Source organism: Rathayibacter caricis DSM 15933 (genome assembly GCF_003044275.1).
GTDB lineage: Bacteria > Actinomycetota > Actinomycetes > Actinomycetales > Microbacteriaceae > Rathayibacter > Rathayibacter caricis.
This window is the reverse complement of record NZ_PZPL01000001.1, coordinates 439,566-464,743: the sequence shown is the minus strand read 5'-3', so window position 1 is coordinate 464,743 and position 25,178 is coordinate 439,566. Positions and strand designations below refer to the sequence as shown.

The following is a 25,178-nucleotide window of genomic DNA, read 5'->3' as shown; positions in this document are numbered from 1 at the left end:
GACCGGCCTCAGGCGAACGCGCCCCGGTAGGCCCGCGCCGGATGCGTCGACGGCAGCTCGTCGGTGCCGAACAGCTTCCGCCGCAGCGTGCCCTCCGCGTACTCCGTCTGCGCGAGGCCGCGCTCCTGCAGCACCGGCATCACCCGGTCGACGAACTCCTCGTAGCTCCCCGGCAGGATCCAGTTCACGACGTTGATCCCATCGATGCCGGAGTCGCGCCACTCGCCCAGGTGGTCGGCGATCTGCTCCGGAGTGCCGACCACGCGGCCGCGGAGCTTCGCCGACAGCCGCGCGAGATCGCGCACCGTCGGCTCGCGGTCGGGCGAGGCGTCGCGGATCCACTGCAGGTGGCTCTGGCCGGCGTAGGTCTCGATCGCCGACAGGGGCAGGTCCGGGTCGAGCTTCTCACCCGTCTTCGGATCGAAGCCGAGGTTCGAGTGCAGGAGGAACGCGTCCGACGACAGGTACTCGTCGATCTCGCGCTCGGCCCGGCGGGCCTCCTCCTCCGTGTCGCCCGTGATGAACGACAGACCGAGGTAGAAAGCCGGCACGTCGGCCTCGCGCCCCGCCTCCGCGGCGAGACGGCGGGTGTCGGCGATCAGCTCGCGGGTCTTCTCGGGCGACCCCGAGAAGACGAACTGCGCCTCCGCGTTGCGCGCGGCGAAGCGCCGACCGGCAGGGGAGGAGCCGGCCTGGAACAGCACGGGCGTGCGCTGCGGCGACGGAGCCGACAGGTGCGGGCCCTGCACGCGGTAGCGCTTCCCGACGTGGTCGATGCGGTGGATGCGGGACGCGTCGGCGAACGCGCCCGCCTTGTCGCGGAGCAGCGCGCCGTCGTCCCACGACCCCTCCCACAGCTTGTAGACGACGTCGAGGTACTCCTGTGCCCACGCGTAGCGCTCGTCGTGCTCCTCGAGCCGGTCGTAGCCGAAGTTGCGCGCGGCGCCGTCGAGCGCGCTCGTGACGATGTTCCAGCCGATCCGCCCCTTCGAGAGGTGGTCGAGGGTCGAGACCTTCCGCGCGAAGTCGAACGGATGCGACTGCAGCACCGAGCTGGTGAAGGCGAAGCCGAGGTGCTCGGTGCTCACCGCGAGGGCCGAGAGCAGCACCGACGGATCGTTGCTCGGCAGCTGCAGCCCCTCGCGGGCGTTGACCTCCCAGTCGCCGTCCGCGGGGCCGTAGAGTCCCGCGACGTCGGCGAAGAACATCGCGTCGAACCGGCCACGCTCCAGCGTCCGGGCGAGGTCGATCCACAGCTGCACGTCGTCGAACTCGTGCTGCCGCGCCTCCGGATGCCGCCACAGTCCGTGCTGGATGTGGGAGGCGGTGTTCATGACGAACGCGCAGTAGCGCAGCGGACGCGGCTCGGAGCTCATCGCTCCAGGCTAGGACGCGTCAGCGGCATCCCGCGGCGACCGCGATCGCGTCCTCGCCCGGGTAGCCGTACGGCTCGACGCCCGACCCGTCGGTGTACCCCAGCGAGAGCGCCCACGCCGTCGCCCACTTCTCGTCGTCGCCGTCGAACGGCGCCGCGCGGTACAGGTCGTAGCAGCTCTCCTTCGACGTGATGGAGTGGCCGACCTCGTGCGCGACCAGGCCCACCGTCCAGCTCGCGTCCCAGTAGCGCTGGATGCTCTCGGTGAGCTGGATCTGCGACGGCGCTCCCTCCTGCAGACTCCACGTCGCGAGCCCCGCACCGGAGTCGCGGTCGCCGTAGGCCGTGCCGGCGATCTCGATGCTCTCGCGCCACTCGATGTCGATCGGGACGCCGCCCGAGATCGAGGCGGCGAAGTCGAGCACCTGCTGCTTCCGCGGCCAGTCCGGGGCGGCGCGCTCGGCGAGCCCCTCCTCCTGCGACACCCGCATCACCTCGGCCTGCGCGAGGTAGGCCCGCAGAGCGGTGGGCTCCGAGAGGCGCACCGCCGCCCGCTCGGAGCCGTAGCCGTAGAGCGCCCGCTCGACGAGCCAGCGGGACTGGCGCGACGCCGCGGTGCTGCTCGCCACCAGCGCGTCGGCCGTCGCCGCGGTGCTCTCCGTGAACGCGGTCGCGGCGTCCGTCACGGCGGCGAGCAGGGGGCGGATGCGCTCCCGCTGCTCGTCCTGGTCGGCGGCCTCGGAGGCGAGCGCGTCGGAGTCGGAGTCGAGAGCGTCGGCCGCGGCGAAGCGCTCGTCCGCGCCCTCCGGAGCCTCCGGGGCATCGTCCGTCACCGGCTCGGCGACCGGCACGTCGTCCGCCGCGTCCACGACGGCGTCGATCGCCGCTCGGTACGCGTCCCGGGCGGCGGGATCGACGGCCGCGTCGCCCGCCTCGTCGAGCGCCGGCCGGATGTCGGCCGTCTCGCCCTCCACCGAGTCCTCGAGCGCCTGCCACGAGGCCGCCGCACGGTCGTGCTCGGCGGCGGTCCGCTCGAACCGCTCCGCCGCCTCCTCGTACCTCTGCTCCGACAGCGCGTCGCGGACGAGGACCGCGGTCGTGCCCCCGCCGGCCAGCAGGAGGAGGGCCGCACCGCCCGCGACCACCCGGCGTCCCGTGCGCGAGAGTCGGCGCCGCGGCGGCCGCCCGGGCACCAGGGTGTCCGGATCGGGCGGGGGATAGGCGGCAGCAGGCGCGGCGGCGGAGTCGGCGGTGCTCACGGCATTCAGTATCGCGGCCGCGGCCGTGAGGGGATCCATGCCGACCTCACACCGGCCCGGCGGGCGGGTCCGCGTAGGGTGTCCGACTGTGGATCCGCGCTCGCCCGACCCCTCGCCCGTCCCTCCGCTCTCGGACGCCGGGGCGCAGGCGCTCGACGCGGGCACCGTCGCCGAGATCCGGGCGCTGCGCGACGACTTCGCGCGGTTCATGCTCCAGTACAAGTTCGGCATGGACGAGATCGTCACCAAGGTGTCGATCCTGCAGGAGGAGTTCCGCGAGCTGCAGGAGTACAACCCTATCGAGCACGTCTCGAGCCGGTTGAAGTCGGCCGACAGCCTCATCGAGAAGATCGAGCGCAAGGGCTGCGACACCACGTTCGAGGGCATCTCGGGAGCGATCACCGACATCGCGGGCGTGCGGATCACCTGCAGCTTCGTCTCGGACGTCTACCGCGTCTTCGACCTGCTCACCTCGCAGTCCGACGTGACCGTCCTCGAGGTGAAGGACTACATCGCGTCGCCGAAGGAGAACGGCTACAAGAGCCTGCACGCGATCGTCGAGGTGCCGGTGTTCCTCTCGGGAGGCTCCGTCGACGTCTGCGTCGAGGTCCAGTTCCGCACCATCGCGATGGACTTCTGGGCCAGCCTCGAGCACAAGATCTACTACAAGTACGACCGCCAGGTGCCCTCCGAGCTGCTCGACGGCCTGGCCGACGCCGCCCGCACCGCCGCCGCCCTCGACGCCGACATGGAGCGCCTGCACAAGCAGGTCCGCGGCGAGCTCCCGATCGAGCGCCCGCCCCTGCGCGCCCTCGACGTCTGAGGTCCAGCGAGATCGCGCACCTCCGGACACCGTGGGTCTCGATACGCGCCTGCGGCGCTACTCGACCAGCAGGGTGCGCCGCCGCCTGCTGATCGAGCAGCCGCACAGCGGCGTATCGAGATCCCCCATCTCCAGGAGGTCACGGGTCTCGGTCCGCGCCTGCCTGCCTGCCTGCCTGCTGATCGAGTAGCCGCGCAGCGGCGTATCGAGATCCCCCACCGCCAGGAGTCGGGGCCCGACGCTTCGCTCAGCCCAGCGCCGTCACCAGCACCAGCAGCAGCACCGCGCTGCCGTTCAGCGTCGCGTGCGAGATGATCGCCGCGCCCAGCCGCCCGGTCGCCGTCGCGATCCAGCCGTGGGCGAGGCCGGCGACGACGGTCGTCACTCCGAGCGTGACGATGGTCGCCGGGTTCACCATCTGGTGCCCGTGCAGCAGCGCGAAGACGAGCGTCGACGCGACGATGCTGAAGACCGCCGCCCAGACGCGCCGCCCCCGCGTCGGAGGAGCGGCCTCGGCCTTCGTCCGCAGCATCCGGTTGCGCACCGCCCGCATCACGACGCCGCGGCACAGGATCTCCTCGACGATCGGCGCGACGACGACGGGGATGACCACCGAGCTCAGCACGAACCACACCGGGTCGGGCTCGAGCGCGAGGTTGCCCTGCGCCTCCTGGAGGAACGGCGAGAACCCGATCAGCACGAGGACGATCACGATCCGCACGGCGATCCCGAGCCCAATGCCGATCGGCACGTCGATCCAGCGGAACGTCAGCCCGTAGTCGCGGGCGAGCGACTTCAGCCCGCGCAGCCGCGAGGCGAGCACCGGCACGACGAGCCCGATGAGGTAGCTGCCGAACGCGCCGGCGAAGGCCAGCGCGGGGGAGTAGGGGAGCACGCCGAGCCCGAACAGCACGATCAGCACCGCGAGCGGCAGCACGATCCCGGCGATGGTCAGCACCGCCGTCGGCAGCCCCCAGCGCACCCGCGGATCGGGGAGGTAGAGGAGCGACGAGTACGGCGTATCGACCGACGGCTGCGGCTCGAAGGCCTGGTGCGGGGCCGGCCATCCGCCGGTGGAGACGACCGCGGGCTCCTCAGGAGCGACGGTCGAGGGATCGGGCGGCGGGAAGGCGGCGGGATTCATGGCCTCACCAGGCTACGCAGCGACCCTGGGCGAACGGCGCGGCGGGCGAGCCCCGCGAACGTCCCCGGAAACGAGAGAAACCCCCGCCATGTAGAAGCTAGGCGAGGGTTTCCGTGGCTCCGACGGGCGTCGATCCCGTGACCTAGATGGCGCAGTCACCCCGGTTGAGATGCGGTTGACCGCGGATGTCGCTGCACGACCCGTGCGTCACCGCATGCTTCTGAGGGGGCGCTCAGCCGGATGCCCGACGTTCTCACGTCCATCTCCAACACCGGGACGGTCTCACTGCGCGCGGAACGTGTCGAGACCGGTGGTGAATCGTTCGTCGACCTCGTCGCGGGCATGCCGTTCCCGGCCGGGACTTCCAGCATCCCTTCGATGGCGATCGGCCTTCATGGTGGTCGGGCTCACTAGTGTGAGAGGGTGACCGATGAGTGCTCGACGTGCTTCATGCAACTCCCGGCCGCGAGAGTCCGCGACATTCGCGCCTCATGAGGGCTCCTCTTCTCGGCTACCAGTCGGTCCAGGAGTGGCTGGGCGAAGAGGTGCTCACCCTGGCGGATGTCTGGCCCGAGTCTCTCCGCGCAGTGGTCGTCGGGCTGAACCCGGCGCCAGCGAGTGTCGATGCAGGACACTATTACCAAGGAAAGACGGGGCAGCGTCAGCTCGGTCGTCTGGTCGATGCGGGGGTGATGTCGCGCCCACCGGCTCGGCACTTTGAGGAAGTCGCGCTCGCTGCAGGGATCGGCTTCACGGACGTCGTGAAGCGTCCCACGAGGAGTGAGGGCGGGGTCGGCGCGATCGAGATCGAGTACGGCCGCCGCACCTTGAACGACAAGCTCGCAGCTCTCGACGTCCCGCTCGTCATCTGCGTCTTCCGCCATCCTGTAGGGGCGCTACTCGGCGACGAGGGCAGACCCGGCCTGCAAGCTGGCCGGACGGAGTGGGGGGCTATGGTCTTCCGTTTGCCGGGCCCGTTCGACGAGAGGGATCGCGCCGCCGCGGTGATGGCGACACTGCCACCGTTGCTCAGCTAGCAGCGTCGACTACTCCACGAACGGAAGGATGGATGTCATGGGCGAGACGACCGAGCCGAGAGCCTGGCTGGTTCGTGGCTCGAAGAACTGGTTCTACGACCAGTGGATGCTCGATCACGGATGCACCGCCGTTGACTTCGCCGAGGTCGGAGACCTGAGCCCGGCGACGGACCTGTCCGCGATGCGCGCGCTTCTTGCCCCGGTGATGCCCGGCAAGTCTGACAAAGCAGTGGGCAACTACGCCGCGCAGCTGAACGCATTCGCCAACAGAATGGCTGTCGGTGATCTCGTCGTGCTTCCGCTAAAGCAGCAGAGTCGTCTCGCCTTCGGCACGGTGACCGGCCGATACGAATACGTTCCTGGCACGGACACCCTCAACCATGTCCGCTCGGTCGAATGGACGCGCCCCGACGTCGCACGGGCCGTGATCAATCAGGACCTGCTCTACTCCCTCGGCGCCTTCAGCACAGTTGTGCAGATCAGCAGGAACGACGCCGCGTACCGTCTCGGCAAGGTTCTCGCCGGTGCGGAGCGAGATCCGGGTGCTCGTCCCGGAGTGCCGCTGACGCTGCCGAAGGCAAGTGATGACGTGGTTGACACGGACGAGGCGATCGCGACCGACGGGCAGGACATCGAGCAGTTCTCTCGCGATCGCATTCGTAGTCGCATCCGGGAACAATTCGACGGGTACGGATTCCAGGGGCTGGTCGCTGCACTGCTCGAAGCGGAAGGCATGACGTGCAAAGTCCCACCGAAGGGAAGGGACGGAGGGATCGACATCATCGCAGGCTCGGGCGTGCTCGGCATCTCCGCGCCGACGATCATCGTTCAAGTGAAGGCGCAGGCCGGGCCCATCGGGTCGCAGGTTCTGGATCAACTCGGCGGAGTCGTCAGTCAGCACAACGCAGACCACGGCCTGCTCGTCACACTCAGCGAGCTGACGAAAGACGCGCGAGAGAAGGTGACGGCCCAGCAGCTCAAAGTCGCGGTCTGGGACACGGAAGAGGTGCTCAGGCGCCTGCTGAAGCACTACGAGTTCCTCCCTGACGACATCAAGGCGAAGATCCCGCTCAAGCGTGTTTGGCTCATCGATGAAGTTGCCGACAGCTGATCGCAGTCGAAATGGAGCGACGAAGTCGGCGAGAGGGGGTTCGCCGATCCTCCGCTACATGCAACCCACGGCGGAGCTGCTCGCCACTGGGGAATCGGCCGAACTTCGCGGCGGTGCAGCGCCGGGCGCCTCATCGAGTGGGGTTCCCATCAAGTGAGCTCTCGGTGCTCGAGCCCTCGTTCAGCGCGGTCGTGATCACGGCGTGCCGGAACTGTCCGCTCGCGTGACGCCGACCGATCGCTACGACGTGCCGGAGTGCCAGCTCCACGCTCGAGACATCCCAGCCAGTGGCACGGCCTCGGGAACGGCACGAGTCCGCGTCCCGGAAACGAGAGAAACCCCCGCCATGTAGAAGCTAGGCGAGGGTTTCCGTGGCTCCGACGGGCGTCGATCCCGTGACCTCACGATTTTCAGTCGTGCGCTCTACCAACTGAGCTACAGAGCCGTTGCGACGAGTACGCCGCTGAAAAAGGCCCTTCCTCTCGGAAGGGCCCCTTTGCGACCCTGACGGGACTTGAACCCGCGACCTCCGCCGTGACAGGGCGGCACGCTAACCAGCTGCGCTACAGGGCCTCGTTGCGAAGACAAGCATACTGCCTTCGAGGCTATTCGATTTTCACCCCGGTCGTTGCCGACCGGATCTTCTCGGTGTCGTCTTCGTGACCCCAACGGGATTCGAACCCGTGCTACCGCCGTGAAAGGGCGGCGTCCTAGGCCACTAAACGATGGGGCCGGAAGCTGCAGGGCTGACGCTGCGGCCGACCCCACCATGACTACCGACACGCAAGCATACGGATGATCGCCCCGGATGCAAAATCCGAACGTTCCGCACACGCCACGAACCCCGTCCGGGGTTGCCCGGTCCCTAGGCATACCGGTAGGGGCTTGGTTAGGGTTGGTCGGAATTGCCCTTCCCCCGGTGGCGGTCACCTCCGCCTGTCCGGACTCCGGCTCCCCCTGCAACCCCGAGGTCCCATGCTCTCTCTCCCGCGCCGCCGCAGCCCCGCACCGTCGTCGGCCGCGCCACGGCTCGGGCGACTGCGCGCGACGGCTCTCGCGTCGGCGACCCTCGCGCTGGTCGCCGGGCTTCTGGTCGCCACTCCGGCTCAGGCCGTCGAGTACCCGACGTGGGCCGATGTGGAGGCCGCCAAGGGCGACACCGCCGCCGCGGCCGCCCAGGTCGACAGCATCACCTCGCTGATCGCCGACCTCCAGGACGAGGTCGCGGCCGCTCAGCAGCTCGCCGAGGAGCGGGGTGCCGAGTACTTCGCGGCGCAGGAGAAGTTCGACGAGGCCGCTGACAAGGCCGCCGGGCTCGACGCCCGCGCGACCGAGAGCGCCGACGAGGCCGACGCCGCCTCGCAGCAGGCCGGCCTCCTCGCCGCGCAGCTCTACCGCACCACGGGCACGGACCTGTCGGTCAACATCTTCCTCGAGGGCGAGAGCGGCGGGTCCGAGGACCTGCTCGGCCGCATCGGCAACATGACCAAGCTCGTCGAGCGCTCGAACGCGATCTACGAGCAGGCGAGCACGGCCCGCAACACCGCGTCCTCGCTGGCCGACCAGGCCGAGGTCGCCCGCACCGAGCGCGAGCGCCTCCGGCAGTCGGCCGAGGCCGCACTGGCCGAGGCCACGGCGGCCCAGCAGGCGTCGGAGTCGGTCCTCGCCGAGCAGCAGCAGCAGGGCATCGTGCTCGAGCAGCAGCTCGCCGCACTCCGCGACACCGAGTCCCGCACCGTCGCCGAGTACCAGGCGGGAGTCGCCGCGCGGGAGGCCGAGCGTCAGCGCAAGCTCGCCGAGGAGGCCGCCGCGCGTCAGGCCGCCGCCGAGGCTCAGCGGATCGCCGCCGCAGCGGCCCGCGCGGCCGCTGCCGCAGCAGCTGCATCGCGCCCGAGCTCGGGCGGCTCGTCGTACACCGCACCGGCGCCCTCCGCGGGCGGCGGATCGACCGCGGTCAGCGACTCCGGCTGGGTGGAGCCCGTCAACGGACGGATCACCGGCACCTTCGGCCCGCGAAGCAGCCTCTCGACCGGTGGCGGCTCGACCAGCTCGTACCACCGCGGCACCGACCTCGCAGCCTCCTGCGGCACTCCGATCTTCGCCGCGCACAGCGGCACGGTCACCTACGCCGGCGTCTTCGGCACGTACGGCAACTGGATCGAGATCAACCACGGCGAGGGCATCAGCACCGGCTACGCCCACATCATCGCGGGCGGCATCTACGTGCGCGTCGGCGAGCGGGTCGAGGCGGGTCAGCAGATCGCGTCCGTCGGCTCCACCGGCGCATCGACCGGCTGCCACCTGCACTACGAGACCCGCGTCAACGGCACCGCCGTCAACGCCCAGCCCTTCATGGCCGCACGAGGAGTGACACTTGGTTGACCCCCGCACCACCGCTCGGAGCTTCACCCCGGCACCGCGGGAGCGGGCCTGGAAGGGTCGCCTCCCGATCGCGGTGTCGGCCGCCTTCGCCGTGACGGCGATCACGGCGTCCTTCGGGCTCACGCCCGCGACGGCCGACGACCCGAAGTACCCCTCGTGGGACGACGTGCAGAACGCCAAGCTCGACGAGGCCGCGAAGCAGGCCGAGATCGACTCGATCACCGGGCTCGTCGCGGGGCTCCAGACCGCGGTCGACGAGGCCTCCGTCGAGGCGATGCGCAAGGCCGAGACCTGGCGCCAGGCGACGGATGCGCTGGCCGCCGCCGCGCAGACCGTCACCGATCTCGAAGACCGCGCCGTCGAGGCGTCCACGAAGGCGCAGACCTCGAGGATGCGCGCGGGCCTGCTCGCCGCCCACCTCTCCCGCGCCGCGGGCGGGGACCTCTCGATGAGCCTCGTCGCGCGCGGCGAGGACGCCGGGGACCTGCTCTACCAGCTCGGTGCCATGTCGCAGCTGTCGGAGCAGTCGCAGAAGGTCTACGCCGACGCGCTCGCCGACAAGCAGCTCGCCGAGTCGCTCGCCGAGCAGGCCGACGTGGCGGTCGACGAGCACCGGAAGCTCTCAGACGAGGCGGACAGCGCCCGCGCGACGGCCGATTCCGCCGCCGAGTCCGCCCGGTCGGCTCTGGCCGTGCAGGAGGCGAAGTCCTCTGAGCTGATCGCGCAGCTCGCCCTGCTCAAGGACTCCACCGTCGAGGTCGAGACCGCGTTCCTCGCCGGTGAGCAGCAGAAGCGCGCCGAGGCCGCCGCAGCCGCCGCCGCGGCGCGCGCGCAGGCCGATGCCGAGGCCGCGGCAATGGAGGAGGACTCGCGTCCCGCTCCCGTCGTGACTGCTCCGGTGGGCGCGACGCCGTCCCGTCCGGCGGCACCCCCGCAGCAGCCTCCGGTTCAGGCGCCCGTGCAGCAGCCCGTGCAGCCGCCCGCCCAGCCTGCGCCGCCCGTGCAGGCGCCTGCGCCTTCTCAGCCCGCGCCGCCTCCCGTCCAGGCTCCCGTCCAGCCCGCGCCGCCGCCCGTCCAGGCTCCGGCGCCCGTCCAGCCCGCTCCGGCTCCGGCGCCCGCTCCGGCTCCGGCCCCCGCTCCCGTCGGACCGCCGCAGACGAACGCCGTCGAGACCGCCATCTCGTACGCCTCCGCGCAGCTCGGCGAGCGCTACGTGCTCGGCGGCATGGGCCCGGACGTCTGGGACTGCTCGGGCCTGACCAAGCAGTCGTACGCGACCGCCGGCGTCTACATCGGCACGCACTCCGCGACCAACCAGTACAACACCATGGCGGGCGACGGGAAGCTGGTGCCCTACGGCGACCGCCGGCGCGGCGACCTGATCTTCTGGGGCTCGGCGGGCGACTACTACCACGTCGCCATCTACCTCGGGAACGGCCAGATCATCGAGGCGCCGAACCCGAACGCGCCGGTGCGCATCCATTCCATCTGGGGAGTGCCGACCGGCATGGTCGGCCGTCCGAGCGCCTAGCGCTCCCCGCGAACGACGAGAACCCGCCCCCACCGGCGATCCAGCAGTGCTGGACTCCGGCGGGAGCGGGTTCTCGTCGTTCGAGAGGCGACCCGAGGGGTCAGTGACCCTCTTCGGCCAGCTTCTTGATGCCGTCCTGGACGATCTGCTCGGCCTCGGCCGCGTCGCCCCACGCCTCGACCTTGACCCACTTGCCGGGCTCGAGGTCCTTGTAGCGCTCGAAGAAGTGCTTGATCTCGTTCTTGGTCTGCTCCGGCACGTCGCCGATGTCCTGGATGTGCTGCCAGCGCGGGTCCTTCGCGGGGACCACGATCACCTTGGCGTCGGAGCCGGCCTCGTCGCTCATGTTGAGCACGCCGACGGGGCGCACCGAGACCCCCACGCCCGGGAAGACCGGGTACTCGAGCAGCACGAGCGCGTCGACGGGATCGCCGTCCAGGCCCAGCGTGTTCTCGAAGTAGCCGTAGTCCGTCGGGTAGACGAAGGAGGTGAAGAGCACCCGGTCGAGGTACACGCGACCGGTCTCGTGGTCGACCTCGTACTTGTTGCGGCTGCCCTTGGGGATCTCTACGACGACGTCGTATGCGGCCATGTTCGCTCCTTGAGTCGGTGGCGCCGCGGGCGGCGCATCGGCGGATCGGATCCGCCTCCCGAGCGCGTGCACACGCCAGCGCTCGCAGGCCGGATCGCTGGCCTAACGTTACTTGATGTGCCCGATCGCCCCCGTCTGACCCCCGCCGTCGCCGACCTGCGCCGAGCCGTCCGCGCCGGCCTCGACGGCCTCGAGCGCGGCTCCCTGGTCCTCGTCGCGCTGAGCGGAGGGGCCGACTCCCTCGCCCTCGCCGCGGCCGTCGCCTTCGAGGCGCCGCGCGCCGAGCTGCGCGCAGGCGTCGTGATCGTCGACCACGGCCTGCAGGAGGGGTCGGACGGAGTCGCTCGTCGCGCCGCCGAGCAGGCGCACGCACTCGGTCTCGCGCCCGTCCTCGTCGAGGTCGTCTCCGTGCAGGAGGGGGAGGACGGCCCGGAGGCGGCGGCCCGCACCGCGCGGTACGGCGCCCTCGCCGATGCGCTCGAGGCGACCGGGGCGGCGGCGGTCCTCCTCGGGCACACGCTCGACGACCAGGCCGAGACGGTCCTCCTGGGCCTCGCCCGCGGAGCCGGCGCCGCGAGCCTGCACGGCATGGCGCCGGTGAGCGGACCGCTGCGACGGCCGCTGCTCGGCCTCCGCCGCGCGACGACGCGGGCCGCGTGCGCCGACGCCGGCCTCGAGCCGTGGGACGACCCGCACAACGACGACGTCCGCTACTCCCGGGTGCGCGTACGCCGCTCGGTGCTGCCCGTTCTCGAGGACGAGCTCGGCCCCGGCGTGGCCGAGGCGCTCGCCCGCACGGCCGAGCAGCTGCGCGAGGACGGCGACGCGCTCGACGCGATGGCGCTCGACTGGGCGCTCGAGCTCGTCGGCCAGAACGACGACGGCCACGTGACGGTCGACGCCCGCGGGCTCGCGGCGGATCCGCCCGCGCTGCGGCAGCGCATCATCCGCCTGGTCGTGTCGAACGAGTTCGGAGTCTCGCTCTCGCGTGCGCAGACGCTCGCCGTCGCCGCGCTCGTCACCGACTGGCACGGCCAGAAGGGCGTCGATCTCCCCGGCGTCCTCGCGACCCGCTCCGGCCCCGACCTCGTCTTCGCCCCGGCCCGCCCGCGCTGACCTCCCGCTGCTCGCTCTGCAGGACGCGGGTCTCGAGACGCCGCTGCTTGGCTACTCGACCCGCCGCTGCTTGCTGATCGAGTAGTCGTGTCCGCGCGCTGCGTGCTGATCGAGTAGCCCGCGCAGCGGGCGTATCGAGATCCGACATGTCCAGAAGGCCGGATCAGCGGCCCGATCCGCTGAAGGAGGTGGGTCTCGATACGCCCCTGCGGGGCTACTCGACCAGCAGGCTCGCGGCCGGGACCCCTTTTCCCGCACCACCGAGATGCAACACGGCTTCACCGCTCGAGACGCCGCTTGCGCAGCTACTCGACCAGCAGAGCTGGGATCGGCTCGCCGAGCGCGCGCGACGCCCCCGTAGAGTGATCGGGTGGAAGCAGCCGACATCGCCGACGACATCACCGAGGTCCTCTACACCGAGGCCGAGATCCACGCGCGGATCCGCGACCTGGCCCGCGCGATCGAGCGCGACTACGCCGGGGAGAACCTGCTCATCGTGGGCGTCCTGCGCGGTGCCGTGATGGTCATGGCCGACCTCGCTCGCGAGCTCAAGATCGACATCGTCATGGACTGGATGGCCGTCTCCTCCTACGGCAGCAGCACCAAGTCCTCGGGTGTCGTGCGGATCCTGAAGGACCTCGACACCGACATCACCGATCGCAAGGTGCTGATCGTCGAGGACATCATCGACTCCGGTCTCACCCTCTCGTGGCTGCAGGGCAACCTGCGGAGCCGAGGCGCCGAGTCGGTCGAGATCTGCGCGCTGTTCCGGAAGCCCCGCGCCGCCAAGGTCGAGGTCGACGTCGCGTACGTCGGGTTCGACATCCCGAACGACTTCGTCATCGGATACGGCCTCGACTACGCCGAGCGCTACCGCAACCTCCGCGATGTCGCGATCCTCGCGCCCCACGTCTACGCCTGATCCGACTCCGGTCGCCGCGCGGGCCGACGTCGCGCAGCGCAGCCTCGACCGGCTGTTCCGGGCGCCCCTGATCGGGTACCACGCGAGCTATCCGACCTCGGTCGCCGCCGACGCTCCGTTCCACTACTGGTGGCTCGCGCACGCGATCGACGCGGCGGTCGACGCGTTCGAGCGCACCGGCGACGCCGCCCATCTCGAGCGGGCGCGCCGCGTGTACCGGGCGATCCGGCTCCGGAACGGCGGGCGCCTGGTCAACGGATACTTCGACGACATGATGTGGCTCGGAGGCGCTCTCGCACGCCTCGGAGCGGCGTCCGGCGAGCCGCGCTGGCTCGACCGCGCGGACCGGCTCTGGCGCTTCTCCGCCCGGAAGGGCTGGAACCTCCGCCACGGAGCGAGCCTCGCCTGGCGCCGGAGTCAGCTCGATTACAAGAACGCCCCGGCGAACGGGCCGTTCGCGATCCTCGGCGCGCGGCTCGAGCTGCTGCGTCCCGACGGGCGCGAGGTGCTCGCGCGCGCGGCGTTCGACTGGATGCACGTGCGGCTGCGCGACGACGAGTCGGGCTTCGTCGCCGACGGCATCGGCCGCGAGGGCGGCTCGGTGCGCGACGACTGGGCCTTCAGCTACAACCACGGCGTCTACATCGGCTCGGCGCTCGCCCTGCACCGACTGCAGCCGGATGCGCGCCTCGTCGCTCACGCGTCCCGCACCGCCGAGGACCTGCTCGACCGCCTCGCTCCCGACGGCGTCCTCGTCGACCAGGGCGCGGGCGACGGCGCCCTCTTCGGCGGCATCGCCTACCGCCATCTCGTCGATCTCGCGCTGATGGAGGGGGTCGCCCCCGCGACCGCCGAGCGCCTCCGCTCCTTCGTCCTCGGCAGTGTCGACGCGCTCTGGCGGTCCGGGGAGAGGAACGGCGTCCTGCTCGCCGGCCCGCGCTGGGACGCCCCGCCGACCCTGCCCGCCACCCTCTCGGCCCAGCTCGGCGCGGTCCTCGCCACCGAGGCCGCCGCCCGCCTCCTCCCGGCCCCCTGACCCTGGCGCCCCCGTACGATCTGCAGGCATTGCGCGCGGGAATCCGCTTCCCTCCGCTCGTCCCCGCCCGTCCTGCCCCGGATCCCCTGCAGATCGCGCAGCCCGACGACGAGGCGTAGGACGCGACGCACGCCCACGGCGAACGCGCGGGGCGCGTTCAGAGTGCGGGAGGTAGCCTGACACTCACATTTCTCCGTCAGAAAGGTGCCGGGTCTCCACCCGCAACATTCATGAACGTCAAGCGCATCTTCCGGGGTCCCATTCTCTACGTCGTCCTCGCGATCGTCGCGGTGTGGATCGGGTCCTCTCTGATCACGATGTCCGGGTTCCGGCAGATCAGCACGCAGGAGGGCCTCCAGCTGCTGCAGGACGGCCAGGTCGAGTCGGCGAAGATCGTCGACGGGGAGCAGCGGGTCGACCTGACGCTCTCGCAGGCCGACGGGGACAACGGCACGCAGGTGCAGTTCTACTACGTGGCTCCGCGCGGCACCGAGGTCATCGACGCCGTGACCGCGGCCGACCCGTCGGACGGCTACGACGACGAGGTCCCGCAGACCAACTGGTTCCTGTCCGCGCTCGGCTTCCTGCTCCCGATCCTCCTGATCGGCGCGTTCTTCTGGCTGATGCTCTCGGGTATGCAGGGCGGCGGCAACCGCGTCATGCAGTTCGGCAAGTCGAAGGCGAAGCTGGTCTCGAAGGAGTCGCCGAAGGTCACGTTCCAGGACGTCGCCGGTGCCGACGAGGCCATCGAGGAGCTGCACGAGATCAAGGAGTTCCTGAAGGAGCCCGCGAAGTTCCAGGCCGTCGGTGCGCGGATCCCGAAGGGCGTGCTCCTCTACGGCCCTCCCGGGACCGGCAAGACCCTGCTCGCCCGCGCCGTCGCGGGAGAGGCGGGCGTGCCGTTCTACTCCATCTCGGGCTCCGACTTCGTCGAGATGTTCGTCGGAGTCGGCGCGAGCCGCGTACGCGACCTGTTCCAGCAGGCGAAGGAGAACTCGCCGGCCATCATCTTCGTCGACGAGATCGACGCCGTCGGCCGTCACCGCGGTGCCGGCATGGGCGGCGGCCACGACGAGCGCGAGCAGACGCTGAACCAGCTCCTCGTCGAGATGGACGGCTTCGACGTCAAGACGAACGTCATCCTGATCGCCGCGACCAACCGCCCCGACATCCTCGACCCGGCGCTGTTGCGCCCCGGCCGCTTCGACCGCCAGATCGGCGTCGACGCTCCGGACATGCTCGGCCGCAAGCGCATCCTCGAGGTGCACGGCCGCGGCAAGCCGCTCGCCGAGGGAGTCGACCTCGAGGTCGTCGCCCGGAAGACCCCCGGCTTCACCGGTGCCGACCTGGCGAACGTCCTCAACGAGGCCGCACTGCTCACGGCCCGCTCCAACGCGCAGCTGATCGACAACCGCGCGCTCGACGAGGCGATCGACCGCGTCATCGCCGGTCCGCAGCGCCGCACCCGCGTCATGCGCGACAAGGAGAAGCTGATCACGGCGTACCACGAGGGCGGGCACGCTCTCGCCGCCGCCGCGATGCGCCACACCGACCCCGTCACCAAGGTGACGATCCTGCCGCGCGGCCGCGCCCTCGGCTACACGATGGTGCTGCCGCTCGAGGACAAGTACTCGACCACCCGCAACGAGCTCCTCGACCAGCTGACCTACGCCATGGGCGGCCGCGTCGCCGAGGAGATCGTCTTCCACGACCCCACCACGGGAGCGTCGAACGACATCGAGAAGGCGACCGCGATCGCCCGCAAGATGGTCACCGAGTACGGCATGTCCTCGAACGTCGGAGCCGTCAAGCTCGGCCAGTCCTCGGGCGAGATGTTCCTCGGGCGCGACATGGGCCACCAGCGCGACTACTCCGAGCAGATCGCCGAGCGGGTCGACGCCGAGACCCGGCAGCTCATCGAGCAGGCCCACGACGAGGCGTGGCAGGTCATCAACGCCAACCGCGACATCCTCGACCGGCTCGCCGCCGACCTCCTCGAGAAGGAGACGCTCGACCACGACCAGCTGGCCGACATCTTCAAGGACGTCCGCCGCATCGACGAGCGCCCGCAGTGGCTCTCGAGCGACAAGCGCCCGCTGTCCGACCTCCCGCCCATCGCGATCCCGGCCGCGAAGGCCCCGATCGACGCCGGCGCGACCGACGGAGGAGTCGTCTCCGAGAGCACGGAGCAGACTGCGCCGCAGCGTCCGCCGCTGATCAACCCGCGTCCCGCGACGGCCTAGGCTCCCGTGGCCGTCGACAGGGCGCGCATCGAGGCCGCCGTCGTCGAGCTCCTCGCGGCCATCGGGGACGACCCCGGTCGCGAGGGGCTCGCCTCCACTCCGCGGCGCTTCGCCGAGGCGTACGAGGAGTTCTTCGGCGAGAGCGACGTCGACCCCGCCTCCCACCTCGACGAGACCTTCGCGGTCGTCGAGGGCGAGGCGACCGCGCACCCGGACGGGCAGACCGTGATCGTCCGCGATCTCGCGTTCCGCTCCGTCTGCGAGCACCACCTCCTGCCGTTCGTCGGCGTCGCGCACATCGCCTACCGCGCGGGGGAGCGGGTCGTCGGCCTCGGCCGCCTGCCGCGCGTCGTCGAGACCGTCGCCTCGCGGCTCCAGCTCCAGGAGCGGCTGACCGAGCAGATCGCCGACGTGATCCAGACGGGCCTCGCGCCCGAGGGCGTCGTGGTCGTGGTCGACGCCGAGCACGGCTGCGTGCGGATGCGCGGACCGCGCCAGACCCGCAGCTCGACCGTCACGGTCGCCGCCCGCGGCACCCTCGCCGAGCCCGCCGCCCGTGCCGAGATCATCGCGCTGATCGGCGCCGCTCGGGGGGAGTGACGTGCCCCCCTCCGCCGCCGACCTCGCGCCGACCGGGCGCGCCGCCCTGCTCGGGATCCTCAACGTCACCCCCGACTCCTTCAGCGACGGCGGCCGCTGGTTCTCGGTCGACGACGCTGTGCGGCACGGCATCGGCATGACGCGCTCGAGCGGCGACGGGCCGGCCGCGTTCGGCGCCGACCTGATCGACGTCGGCGGCGAGTCGACGCGACCGGGCGCCGCGCGCGTGGACGCCGACGCCGAGCAGGCGCGCGTGCTCCCCGTGGTCCGCGCGCTCGCCACGGAGGGCGTGCAGGTCAGCATCGACACCATGAGCGCGGCGACGGCCGAGGCAGCCCTGGACGCCGGCGCGCTGGTCGTCAACGACGTCTCGGGCGGCCTCGCCGACCCCGCCATGCTGCCGCTCGTCGCCGAGCGCGGCGCCGTCTACATCGCCATGCACTGGCGCGGCCACAGCGCCGACATGAACGCGCTCGCCTCCTACGCCGACGTCGTGGGAGAGGTGCGGGGCGAGCTCGAGCGCCGGATCGACGCGGCGCGCGAGGCGGGCATCCGCGACGACCGCCTGATCCTGGATCCGGGACTCGGCTTCGCGAAGAACGGCGGCCACGACTGGGCCCTCCTCGCGCACCTCGACTCGATCGTGTCGCTCGGCTTCCCTGTGCTCGTCGGGCACTCGCGCAAGCGCTTCCTCGCTCCGTTCGCCGCCGAGGCCGCCGCCGCCGAGCGCGACGACGTGACCGCCATGCTCAGCCTCCTCGCCGCCGACCGCGGCGCCTGGGGTGTCCGGGTGCACGACGTCCGCTCGAGCGCCCGCGCCCTGGCGCTCTCCGCCCGCCTGCACGAGGAGCTCCGGTGACCGAGTCCGAACCGTCCGCGTCCGTCCCGACCGGCGTCCGCCCCTCCGCCGTCGACCCCGCCGCCCTCGCGCTGCGCGACTCCATCACCCTCACGGGGCTGCGCGTGCGCGCGCACCACGGCGTCTTCGACTTCGAGCGCGAGAACGGTCAGGACTTCCTGATCGACGCGACCGTCTGGCTCGACGTCGCGCCCGCCGCCGGCGCCGACGCCCTCGCCGAGACGGTCCACTACGGCGAGCTCGCGATCGCGCTCGCGGACGCGGTGACCCGCGATCCGGTCGACCTCATCGAGACGGTCGCCGAGCGCCTCGCCGCCGTCGCGCTCGGCTTCGCGGCGGCCGACGTGGTGCGCATCACCGTCCACAAGCCCGACGCGCCCATCCCGCTGCCGTTCGACGACGTCGCCGTGCAGATCACCCGGGCCCGCTCGTGAGGCCCCGACAGGAGCGGATCCTCCCGGAGCGCCGGGTCGTCCTCGCGCTCGGCAGCAATCTCGGCGACCGCCTCGCGCACCTGGAGGAGGCGGTCCGCGCGCTCGCCACCACTCCGGGACTGCGCGTGCACGCCGTCTCGAAGGTCGTCGAGACCCCCGCGTGGAAGCTCGACGGGGTCGACCACGACGCACCCGGCTACCTCAACGCGGTGGTCACCGGATCCACGACTCTCGATCCCGAGGACCTCCTCGCGGCGACTTCCGCGATCGAGCGCGCGTGCGGCCGCCTCCGGGGGGAGGGCGAGGAGCGCTGGGGCGACCGCACGCTCGACATCGACCTGATCGCGGTCGGAGCCGTCGTCCGCGACGACCCGCACCTCACCCTCCCGCACCCCCGCGCCGCCGAGCGCGCCTTCGTCCTCGAGCCGTGGCTCGACGTCGAGCCCGACGCGGTCCTGCCGGGGCACGGCTCCGTCGCGCAGCTGCGGGCCCTCGCGAGCGACCCGGTGCATCCGTGGCCCGGAGCGATAGCGTGGAGGGGCGCCCGCGCCGCGAGCGCACCGACGAGCACCGCCCCCGGCACACCCGACCCCGAGAGCAGCACTCCGTGACGCGCACCCGCCTCAGCACCCTGCTCGGCCTCGCCCTCGCGGGCGCCGTGGCGGGGTTCCTCCTCGACCTGGCGATCGCCTCCTCCGGTCGCCCCGTGCTGCTGCCGCCGTTGACGGTGCCGCTCACCCTGGTCGTGGTCGCGGCCGTGGTCCTCGCCTTCGCGATCCCGATCCACCGGGCCACCACGGGAACCCTGCGCCGACGGATCGATCCGTTCCGCGCGATGCGCGTCGTGGTGCTGGCGAAGGCCTCGAGCCTGGTCGGAGCGTTGCTGCTGGGAGCCTCGGGCGGGATCCTGGTCTACCTGCTGAGCCGCGCGGTGCCTTCGCTAGGCTCCGTGTGGCAGGACGTCGCCACGATCGCGGGATCGATCGTCCTGCTGGTGGCCGGACTGGTCGCCGAGCACCTCTGCACCATCCCGCCGAGCGATGACGACGACGACGCCGTGGTCGGCGAGGCGAACCGCGCCTGACGCCGGCCGCCGGAGGGTCGCCGACAGGAGTACGTGAGCATGACGGACGAGCCGCAGCAGCCGCAGTCCCGCCGCGAGGCGCGGCTCGAGGAGGAGGCGCGCCGGGAGCGCGCGGAGCCGCAGCCGCTCCCGCAGGACGAGCCGCTCGCGTTGCAGCGCGAGCCGCTCGCGACGCAGGCCGAGCCGTCGGCGCCGCAGGTCGAGCCGAGCGCCCTCGGGACCCGCCTCGAGCTCACCGGTGACTGGCGCCGCGTCTCGCCCCGCTACATCGCGGTCGAGATCGTGTCGGCCGTCGTCTCGAGCGTGGTGCTGCTCGCCGTGCCCGTCGTTCTCTGGCTCGTCGGAGTGGGCTGGGCATGGATCGCGCTCCTCGCCGCCGCCGCGCTCGCGCTGACCCTCCTCATCGTCGCGCCGCGCCGCGCCCGGGCGTACGGCTACCTCCTCCGCGACGACGACCTGCTCTTCCGCCGCGGCATCATGTTCCAGCGCTTCGTGTCCGTGCCCTACGGCCGGATGCAGCTCATCGACGTCAACCGCGGACCGCTCGCCCGGGCGCTGGGCCTCGCCGACCTGCGCTTCGTGACCGCCGCCGCGGCGACCGGAGTGAGCATCCCCGGCCTGGCCGAGGCCGACGCGGAGCAGCTGCGCGACAGTCTCGTCGCGCTCGCCGAATCGCGCCGGGCCGGGCTGTGAGCGAGGCTCCCGAGCGAGCGGTCCGCGGCATCGAGACCGACCTCGCCGACGGGGAGTGGCACCGCCTGCACCCGGCGACGCCCGTCCTCAAGGGCGGCATCGGCCTGATCGTCGTGCTGGGCATCCTGATCACGAACCTGCGCGAGCGCCTCGTCGAGCTGTTCCTGCCCGGTGCCGGCGAGTACGAGAGCGGCGACCCCGTCGATCAGCTCGTGAACCGCGGACTGATCGGCTGGGCGCTCCTCGCGGTGGCGGTCGGACTCGGCGTCGCGGTCTTCGCCTTCTGGCTGTCGTGGCGGATGCACACCTTCCGCATCACCGAGGAGGTCGTGGAGGTGCGCTCGGGCGTGCTGTTCCGCACGAACCGCCGCGCGCGCCTGGACCGCATCCAGGGGATCGCCGTGCAGCGCCCGCTCGTCGCCCGGATCTTCGGCGCCGCGAAGCTCGAGGTCGGCGTCGCGGGCCAGGACGCCAACGTGCAGCTCTCGTACCTCGGTTCGCGCCTGGTGGACGCGCTCCGCCGCGACATCCTGCGGCTCGCCTCCGGTGTCCGCGAGCGCGAGGCGGGCGCTCCGGGGGAGGCTCCGGCCGGCGGCTTCCTGGCGCGCCGGCTGGAGGAGTTCGGCGGGACGGACGACGACGGCACGCCCCCGGAGTCGATCCTGTCGATCCCGCCCGGCCGGCTGCTGGGCTCGCTCGTCTTCAGCGGGTTCACCCTGTTCCTGGCGGCGTCGATCGTGGCGGTGGTGCTCGTCGCGGTCCACGGGTCGCCCTACGTGCTGATCGCGATCCTGCCGGGCCTGCTCGGCTCCGGCAGCTACTACGTGCGCCAGTTCGTGCGCTCGCTGCGCTACTCGATCGCCGCCACTCCCGACGGCGTCCGCGTCGGCTACGGAGTCTTCTCGACCAGCAGCGACACGCTGCCGCCCGGCCGCGTCCACGCGGTCGAGATCACCCAGCCGCTGCTCTGGCGGCCCTTCGGGTGGTGGCAGGTGAAGATCGACCGCGCCGGCCACGCCGCATCCCAGGGCGCGAACGGACAGCCGAACACCACGATCCTCCCGGTCGGCGATCTGCGCGACGTCGAGAAGGTGCTCGGGCTGCTGCTGCCGGGCGCCGCGGAGGGCGCCGAGGCCACTCCCGTCGGCGACGCACTGCGGCACCGCGACGCCACCGGTTTCACCCGGGCGCCCCGCGCCGCGGCGTGGCTCCGCCCGTTCTCCTGGCGCCGCACCGGCTACCGGCTCACCGACGACGTGGTGATCCTGCGCAGCGGAGCCGTCTGGCGGCGCGTCGCGGTCGTGCCGCTCGCGCGCATGCAGAGCATCGGCGTCCAGCAGGGGCCCGTCCAGCGCCTGCTGGGGCTCGCCTCGGCCCGCGTGCACACGGTCACCGGCCCCGTCACTCCGATGGTGCCCGTGATGGGAGCGGCCGACGGGCTCGCGTTCTTCGACGCTCTGGCGCACGCGGGAGTGCGCGCGGCCGAGCGCGATGCCAGCCACCTGTGGGGGAGGCGCGCGGCCGCCGTGCCCGCCCCGTCGTGGCCCGCCCCCGAAGGAGACCCGTATGCCTGAGCCCCGCCGCGACGGACGCCTCGGCGTCGGGATCATCGGAGCGGGCCGCGTGGGCCCCGTGCTCGGCGCCGCTCTCGCCGGCGCCGGCCACGCGATCGTCGGAGTCGCGACCACGAGCGAGGCCGGCCGCGAGCGCGCCGACGCCCTGCTGCCCGGCGCGCCGATCCTCGCGATCCCCGAGCTCGTCGAGCGCAGCGAGCTCGTCGTGCTGGCGGTCCCGGGCGACGAGCTCGGGTCGCTGGTCGCCGGGCTCGCCGCCGCAGGGGTCTGGCAGCCGGGCCAGCTCGTGCTGCACACCGCTCCCGAGCACGGGTTCGGGATCCTCGCCCCCGCTCTCGCGGCCGGAGTGATCCCGCTCGCCGCGCACCCCGCGATGGCCTTCAGCGGTACGAGCCTCGACCTCGCGCGACTCGTCGAGACGTACTTCGCGGTCACCGCACCGGGTCCCGTCCTCCCGATCGCGCAGGCGCTCGTCGTCGAGATGGGCGGCGAGCCGGTGACCGTGGCGGAGGCGGACCGCGCCGCCTACGCGGAGGCCGTCTCGACCGCCACCACGTTCTCGACCGCCATCGTCGACCAGGCCGCCGGCCTGCTGGCGGGCATCGGCGTCGAGAAGCCCGGCTTCTTCCTCTCGAGCCTCGTCCGCTCCTCCGTCGACGACGCCCTCCGCCGCGCCGCGGGCTGACCGCCCCCGCCTCAGCGATGGTGGATCTCGATACGCCCGCTGCGCGGGCTACTCGATCAGCAGGAGGAGGCGGGGTGCCGAGAGCTTGCCGGTCGAGTAGCCCCGGAGGGGCGTATCGAGACCCACGTCCTCCGAGGGTGATGTCCGGGCTGTAGTGGATCTCGGTAGGCCCGCTGCGCGGGCTACTCGATCAGCAAGGGGGAGGGGCGGGAGTCGCCGGTAGCATCGTCGGGTGATCAGCACCATCGAACGCATCGACGCCCTCCGCGAGCGGGTGGCGGAGGCGCGTCGCGCCGGATCCCGCGTCGCCCTCGTCCCCACGATGGGCGCCCTGCACGACGGCCATCTCGCGCTCGTCGACGCGGCACGCGCGAGCGCCGACCTCGTCGTCGTGTCGGTGTTCGTGAATCCGCTGCAGTTCGGCCCCACCGAGGACCTCGACCGCTACCCGCGCGACCTCGCCGCCGACACGGCGCTGCTGGAGGCCGAGGGCGTCGATGTCGTCTTCGCCCCGTCGGTCGCGGAGATGTACCCGGACGGGCCCACGTCGACCCGCGTCGTCGCCGGGCACGTCGGCACCCTCTACGAGGGACGCTCCCGCCCGGGTCACTTCGACGGCATGCTGACCGTGGTCGCGAAGCTGCTGCACATCGTGCAGCCCGACGTCGCGTTCTTCGGGCAGAAGGACGCGCAGCAGCTGTTCCTCGTGCGGCGCATGGTGCGCGACCTCGACGTGCCCGTCGCGATCGAGGCCGTCGAGACGGTCCGCGAGGAGGACGGCCTCGCCCTCTCGAGCCGCAACCGCTACCTCGACGCCCGCGAGCGCCGCGCCGCGCGCACCGTCCCGAACGTGCTCGAGGCCGCCGCCTCCGCGGCCGACGGCGGGATCGACGCCGTGATCGCGGCCGCCCAGTCGGCGGCGATGGGCGAGGCGCTGGTTAAGCTGGACTACCTCGTCGTCGTGAACCCGGCGACGCTCCTCCCGGTCGACGACGACCATCGCGGCCCGGCCCTCGTGCTCGTCGCCGCGATCGTCGGATCCACCCGGCTCCTCGACAACGGCCCGATCCTGCTCGCCTGATCGCGCCCCTCCGCCCCCGACCGAAAGCACCTGCGCCCCGACATGGCCGACACCCCCGACGCCCCCGTGAACCCCGATGATCTCTTCGCCGAGGAGGCGTCCGAGCAGAAGGCCGTGCGTCTCGCCAAGCGCGAGCGACTGATCGAGCGCGCGGGCGACGACCTCGGCGGCGGCGCCTACCCGGTCGCGGTCGGAGTGACCGACACCATCGCCGCGGTCCGCGAGCGGCACGCTGGTCTCGAGCCCGACGTCCGCACGGGCGAGCGGGTCGGCCTCGCCGGCCGCGTGGTCTTCCAGCGCAACACCGGCAAGCTCTGCTTCGCGACGCTGCAGTCCGGCGACGGCTCGCGCATCCAGGCCATGGTGTCGCTCGGCGACGTCGGCGAGGAGTCGCTGGCCGCGTGGAAGGAGCTCGTCGACCTGGGCGACCACCTGTTCGTCGAGGGCGAGGTGCTCTCGAGCAAGCGCGGCGAGCTGAGCGTCTGGGTGTCGAGCTGGACCATCGCCGCGAAGGCGATCCTCCCGCTTCCGAACCTGCACAACGAGCTCGGCGACGAGACCCGGATGCGCCAGCGCTATCTCGACCTGATCGTGCGTCCGCAGGCCCGCGAGACGGTCGTCACCCGCGCGGCGGTCAACGCGTCCCTCCGCAGCACCTTCTCGTCGCACGGCTTCCTCGAGGTCGAGACGCCGATGCTGCAGGTCATGCACGGCGGAGCCTCGGCCCGCCCGTTCGCGACGCACTCCAACGCGTTCGACACCGAGCTCTACCTCCGCATCGCCCCCGAGCTGTACCTCAAGCGGGCCGTCGTCGGGGGCATCGACCGCGTGTTCGAGATCAACCGCAACTTCCGCAACGAGGGCGCCGACTCCACGCACTCGCCCGAGTTCGCGATGCTCGAGGCGTACCAGGCCTACGGCGACTACACCTCGATCGCCGATCTCACGCAGGAGCTGATCCAGAACGCGGCGCTCGCCGTCGCCGGATCGCACGTGGTCACCTGGGCCGACGGCACCGAGTTCGACCTCGGCGGCGAGTGGGACCGCATCTCGATGTACGAGAGCCTGTCGCAGGCCACCGGCATCGCGATCACCCCCGAGACCCCGCTGGTCGAGCTCGAGACGCTCGCCGAGCGCGAGGGCGTCGAGGTGCACGTGCCCACGCACGGCAAGTACGTCGAGGAGCTGTGGGAGCACTTCGTGAAGGGCGGGCTGACCCGTCCGACCTTCGTGCTCGACTTCCCCGTCGACACCTCGCCGCTCGTGCGCGCGCACCGCACCATCCCGGGCGTCGTCGAGAAGTGGGATCTCTACGTCCGCGGCTTCGAGCTCGCCACCGGCTACTCGGAGCTCGTCGACCCGGTCGTGCAGCGCGAGCGCTTCGTCGAGCAGGCGCGCCAGGCGGCCGCGGGCGACGACGAGGCGATGCGCCTGGACGAGGACTTCCTCCGCGCCCTCGAGCACGGCATGCCGCCGACGGGCGGCATGGGCATGGGCATCGACCGGCTCCTGATGGCGATCACCGGCCTCGGGATCCGCGAGACGATCCTGTTCCCGCTCGTCAAGTAGCCTGGACGAACGGCGGGTCCGCCCCCGC

The 25,178-nt window shown here is 71.8% G+C and carries 24 protein-coding genes and 3 tRNA genes; 19 read left to right on the top strand and 8 right to left on the bottom strand.

The window, feature by feature from the left end:
* Positions 1–8 precede the first annotated feature (8 nt).
* Together C1I63_RS02195 and C1I63_RS19355 are read right to left on the bottom strand one after the other, a co-directional pair.
* Entirely contained in the window at positions 9–1,376 is a 1,368-nt protein-coding gene (locus tag C1I63_RS02195) for an LLM class flavin-dependent oxidoreductase (RefSeq protein WP_107573597.1), read from the bottom strand.
* A 19-nt stretch (positions 1,377–1,395) separates the two neighbouring features.
* Entirely contained in the window at positions 1,396–2,634 is a 1,239-nt protein-coding gene (locus tag C1I63_RS19355; RefSeq protein WP_146168344.1) for a hypothetical protein, read from the bottom strand.
* 208 nt (positions 2,635–2,842) lie between these two features.
* Here C1I63_RS19355 and C1I63_RS02185 point away from each other — a divergent pair, with 208 nt between their 5' ends.
* Positions 2,843–3,457 carry a GTP pyrophosphokinase gene (locus tag C1I63_RS02185; protein ID WP_244907173.1) on the top strand — a complete coding sequence of 205 codons (615 nt, stop codon included), beginning with the start codon at positions 2,843–2,845 and terminating at the stop codon, positions 3,455–3,457.
* A 57-nt stretch (positions 3,458–3,514) separates the two neighbouring features.
* Here the strand turns inward: C1I63_RS02185 and C1I63_RS19620 are convergent, their stop codons facing one another.
* Both C1I63_RS19620 and C1I63_RS02180 read right to left on the bottom strand, forming a co-directional pair.
* Positions 3,515–3,676, bottom strand: a complete 162-nt coding sequence (locus tag C1I63_RS19620; RefSeq protein WP_170116293.1) for a hypothetical protein — start codon at positions 3,674–3,676, stop codon at positions 3,515–3,517.
* A 28-nt stretch (positions 3,677–3,704) separates the two neighbouring features.
* Positions 3,705–4,601, bottom strand: a complete 897-nt coding sequence (locus C1I63_RS02180) for a CPBP family intramembrane glutamic endopeptidase (protein WP_107573595.1) — start codon at positions 4,599–4,601, stop codon at positions 3,705–3,707.
* A 491-nt stretch (positions 4,602–5,092) separates the two neighbouring features.
* Between C1I63_RS02180 and C1I63_RS02175 the strand changes: the two genes are divergently transcribed.
* Positions 5,093–5,638, top strand: a complete 546-nt coding sequence (locus tag C1I63_RS02175; protein WP_107573594.1) for a uracil-DNA glycosylase family protein — start codon at positions 5,093–5,095, stop codon at positions 5,636–5,638.
* Positions 5,639–5,675: 37 nt separating this feature from the next.
* Positions 5,676–6,749 carry a restriction endonuclease gene (locus C1I63_RS02170; protein ID WP_170116292.1) on the top strand — a complete coding sequence of 358 codons (1,074 nt, stop codon included), beginning with the start codon at positions 5,676–5,678 and terminating at the stop codon, positions 6,747–6,749.
* A 372-nt stretch (positions 6,750–7,121) separates the two neighbouring features.
* On the opposite strand, the gene C1I63_RS02165 is transcribed toward C1I63_RS02170, so the two are convergent.
* The 3 genes from C1I63_RS02165 to C1I63_RS02155 form a co-directional block, all read right to left on the bottom strand.
* Positions 7,122–7,194, bottom strand: a tRNA-Phe gene (locus C1I63_RS02165).
* A 54-nt stretch (positions 7,195–7,248) separates the two neighbouring features.
* Positions 7,249–7,322: transfer RNA gene (locus C1I63_RS02160), tRNA-Asp, on the bottom strand.
* A gap of 87 nt (positions 7,323–7,409) precedes the next feature.
* A tRNA-Glu gene (locus C1I63_RS02155) sits at positions 7,410–7,482 on the bottom strand.
* Positions 7,483–7,724: 242 nt separating this feature from the next.
* Between C1I63_RS02155 and C1I63_RS02150 the strand changes: the two genes are divergently transcribed.
* Together C1I63_RS02150 and C1I63_RS02145 are read left to right on the top strand one after the other, a co-directional pair.
* The gene (locus C1I63_RS02150; protein ID WP_107573592.1) at positions 7,725–9,131 is read left to right on the top strand and encodes a peptidoglycan DD-metalloendopeptidase family protein; all 1,407 of its coding nucleotides are present in this window, start codon (positions 7,725–7,727) and stop codon (positions 9,129–9,131) included.
* On the top strand, positions 9,124–10,662 hold the full coding sequence (locus C1I63_RS02145; RefSeq protein ID WP_146168343.1) for a C40 family peptidase: 1,539 nt from the start codon (positions 9,124–9,126) through the stop codon (positions 10,660–10,662). The genes C1I63_RS02150 and C1I63_RS02145 overlap by 8 nt, the downstream gene beginning before the upstream one ends.
* Before the next feature lie 100 nt (positions 10,663–10,762).
* Here C1I63_RS02145 and ppa read toward each other — a convergent pair whose 3' ends face one another.
* Positions 10,763–11,254: an inorganic diphosphatase gene (gene ppa, locus C1I63_RS02140; protein ID WP_055789813.1), complete on the bottom strand. Its 492-nt coding sequence runs from the start codon at positions 11,252–11,254 to the stop codon at positions 10,763–10,765.
* Positions 11,255–11,371: 117 nt separating this feature from the next.
* On the opposite strand from ppa, the gene tilS reads away from it, so the two are divergent.
* The 14 genes from tilS (at position 11,372) to lysS (ending at position 25,150) form a co-directional block, all read left to right on the top strand.
* Positions 11,372–12,370, top strand: a complete 999-nt coding sequence (tilS, locus tag C1I63_RS02135) for a tRNA lysidine(34) synthetase TilS (protein ID WP_107573590.1) — start codon at positions 11,372–11,374, stop codon at positions 12,368–12,370.
* A gap of 370 nt (positions 12,371–12,740) precedes the next feature.
* On the top strand, positions 12,741–13,292 hold the full coding sequence (gene hpt / locus C1I63_RS02130) for a hypoxanthine phosphoribosyltransferase (protein ID WP_056868276.1): 552 nt from the start codon (positions 12,741–12,743) through the stop codon (positions 13,290–13,292).
* Complete coding sequence (locus tag C1I63_RS02125) at positions 13,258–14,328, top strand: glycoside hydrolase family 76 protein (RefSeq protein ID WP_107573589.1); 1,071 nt, start codon at positions 13,258–13,260, stop codon at positions 14,326–14,328. Before hpt ends, C1I63_RS02125 begins: the two co-directional genes overlap by 35 nt.
* A 230-nt stretch (positions 14,329–14,558) precedes the next feature.
* Positions 14,559–16,571: an ATP-dependent zinc metalloprotease FtsH gene (gene ftsH / locus C1I63_RS02120; protein ID WP_107573588.1), complete on the top strand. Its 2,013-nt coding sequence runs from the start codon at positions 14,559–14,561 to the stop codon at positions 16,569–16,571.
* Between the two features lie 6 nt (positions 16,572–16,577).
* Positions 16,578–17,171: a GTP cyclohydrolase I gene (gene folE / locus C1I63_RS02115; RefSeq protein WP_055789828.1), complete on the top strand. Its 594-nt coding sequence runs from the start codon at positions 16,578–16,580 to the stop codon at positions 17,169–17,171.
* Between the two features lies 1 nt (position 17,172).
* Entirely contained in the window at positions 17,173–18,030 is an 858-nt protein-coding gene (gene folP, locus C1I63_RS02110) for a dihydropteroate synthase (protein WP_107573587.1), read from the top strand.
* A complete protein-coding gene (folB, locus tag C1I63_RS02105; protein ID WP_244906953.1) occupies positions 18,027–18,464 on the top strand; it encodes a dihydroneopterin aldolase in 438 nt (145 codons plus the stop codon). The genes folP and folB overlap by 4 nt, the downstream gene beginning before the upstream one ends.
* Entirely contained in the window at positions 18,461–19,075 is a 615-nt protein-coding gene (folK, locus tag C1I63_RS02100; RefSeq protein ID WP_107573586.1) for a 2-amino-4-hydroxy-6-hydroxymethyldihydropteridine diphosphokinase, read from the top strand. The genes folB and folK overlap by 4 nt, the downstream gene beginning before the upstream one ends.
* Positions 19,072–19,548: a DUF3180 domain-containing protein gene (locus C1I63_RS02095; protein WP_055791409.1), complete on the top strand. Its 477-nt coding sequence runs from the start codon at positions 19,072–19,074 to the stop codon at positions 19,546–19,548. Before folK ends, C1I63_RS02095 begins: the two co-directional genes overlap by 4 nt.
* Before the next feature lie 150 nt (positions 19,549–19,698).
* A complete protein-coding gene (locus C1I63_RS02090; protein ID WP_107575695.1) occupies positions 19,699–20,241 on the top strand; it encodes a PH domain-containing protein in 543 nt (180 codons plus the stop codon).
* A complete protein-coding gene (locus tag C1I63_RS02085) occupies positions 20,238–21,815 on the top strand; it encodes a PH domain-containing protein (protein ID WP_244906952.1) in 1,578 nt (525 codons plus the stop codon). Before C1I63_RS02090 ends, C1I63_RS02085 begins: the two co-directional genes overlap by 4 nt.
* Positions 21,808–22,500, top strand: coding sequence for a Rossmann-like and DUF2520 domain-containing protein (locus tag C1I63_RS02080; protein ID WP_107573585.1), 693 nt, complete (start codon positions 21,808–21,810; stop codon positions 22,498–22,500). Before C1I63_RS02085 ends, C1I63_RS02080 begins: the two co-directional genes overlap by 8 nt.
* Before the next feature lie 232 nt (positions 22,501–22,732).
* A complete protein-coding gene (gene panC / locus C1I63_RS02075) occupies positions 22,733–23,581 on the top strand; it encodes a pantoate--beta-alanine ligase (protein WP_107573584.1) in 849 nt (282 codons plus the stop codon).
* 42 nt (positions 23,582–23,623) lie between these two features.
* Complete coding sequence (lysS, locus tag C1I63_RS02070; RefSeq protein WP_107573583.1) at positions 23,624–25,150, top strand: lysine--tRNA ligase; 1,527 nt, start codon at positions 23,624–23,626, stop codon at positions 25,148–25,150.
* Positions 25,151–25,178: the final 28 nt, after the last annotated feature.

Excerpts from the sequence above, each read along its gene's own strand:
- C1I63_RS02195 (WP_107573597.1), bottom strand. The coding sequence starts at position 1,376 with ATGAGCTCCGAGCCGCGTCCGCTGCGCTACTGCGCGTTCGTCATGAAC.
- C1I63_RS02185 (WP_244907173.1), top strand. The coding sequence starts at position 2,843 with ATGCTCCAGTACAAGTTCGGCATGGACGAGATCGTCACCAAGGTGTCG.
- C1I63_RS02180 (WP_107573595.1), bottom strand. The coding sequence starts at position 4,601 with ATGAATCCCGCCGCCTTCCCGCCGCCCGATCCCTCGACCGTCGCTCCT.
- C1I63_RS02175 (WP_107573594.1), top strand. The coding sequence starts at position 5,093 with ATGAGGGCTCCTCTTCTCGGCTACCAGTCGGTCCAGGAGTGGCTGGGC.
- C1I63_RS02170 (WP_170116292.1), top strand. The coding sequence starts at position 5,676 with ATGGGCGAGACGACCGAGCCGAGAGCCTGGCTGGTTCGTGGCTCGAAG.
- C1I63_RS02150 (WP_107573592.1), top strand. The coding sequence starts at position 7,725 with ATGCTCTCTCTCCCGCGCCGCCGCAGCCCCGCACCGTCGTCGGCCGCG.
- ppa (WP_055789813.1), bottom strand. The coding sequence starts at position 11,254 with ATGGCCGCATACGACGTCGTCGTAGAGATCCCCAAGGGCAGCCGCAAC.
- C1I63_RS02125 (WP_107573589.1), top strand. The coding sequence starts at position 13,258 with ATGTCGCGATCCTCGCGCCCCACGTCTACGCCTGATCCGACTCCGGTC.
- ftsH (WP_107573588.1), top strand. The coding sequence starts at position 14,559 with ATGAACGTCAAGCGCATCTTCCGGGGTCCCATTCTCTACGTCGTCCTC.
- C1I63_RS02080 (WP_107573585.1), top strand. The coding sequence starts at position 21,808 with ATGCCTGAGCCCCGCCGCGACGGACGCCTCGGCGTCGGGATCATCGGA.
- lysS (WP_107573583.1), top strand. The coding sequence starts at position 23,624 with ATGGCCGACACCCCCGACGCCCCCGTGAACCCCGATGATCTCTTCGCC.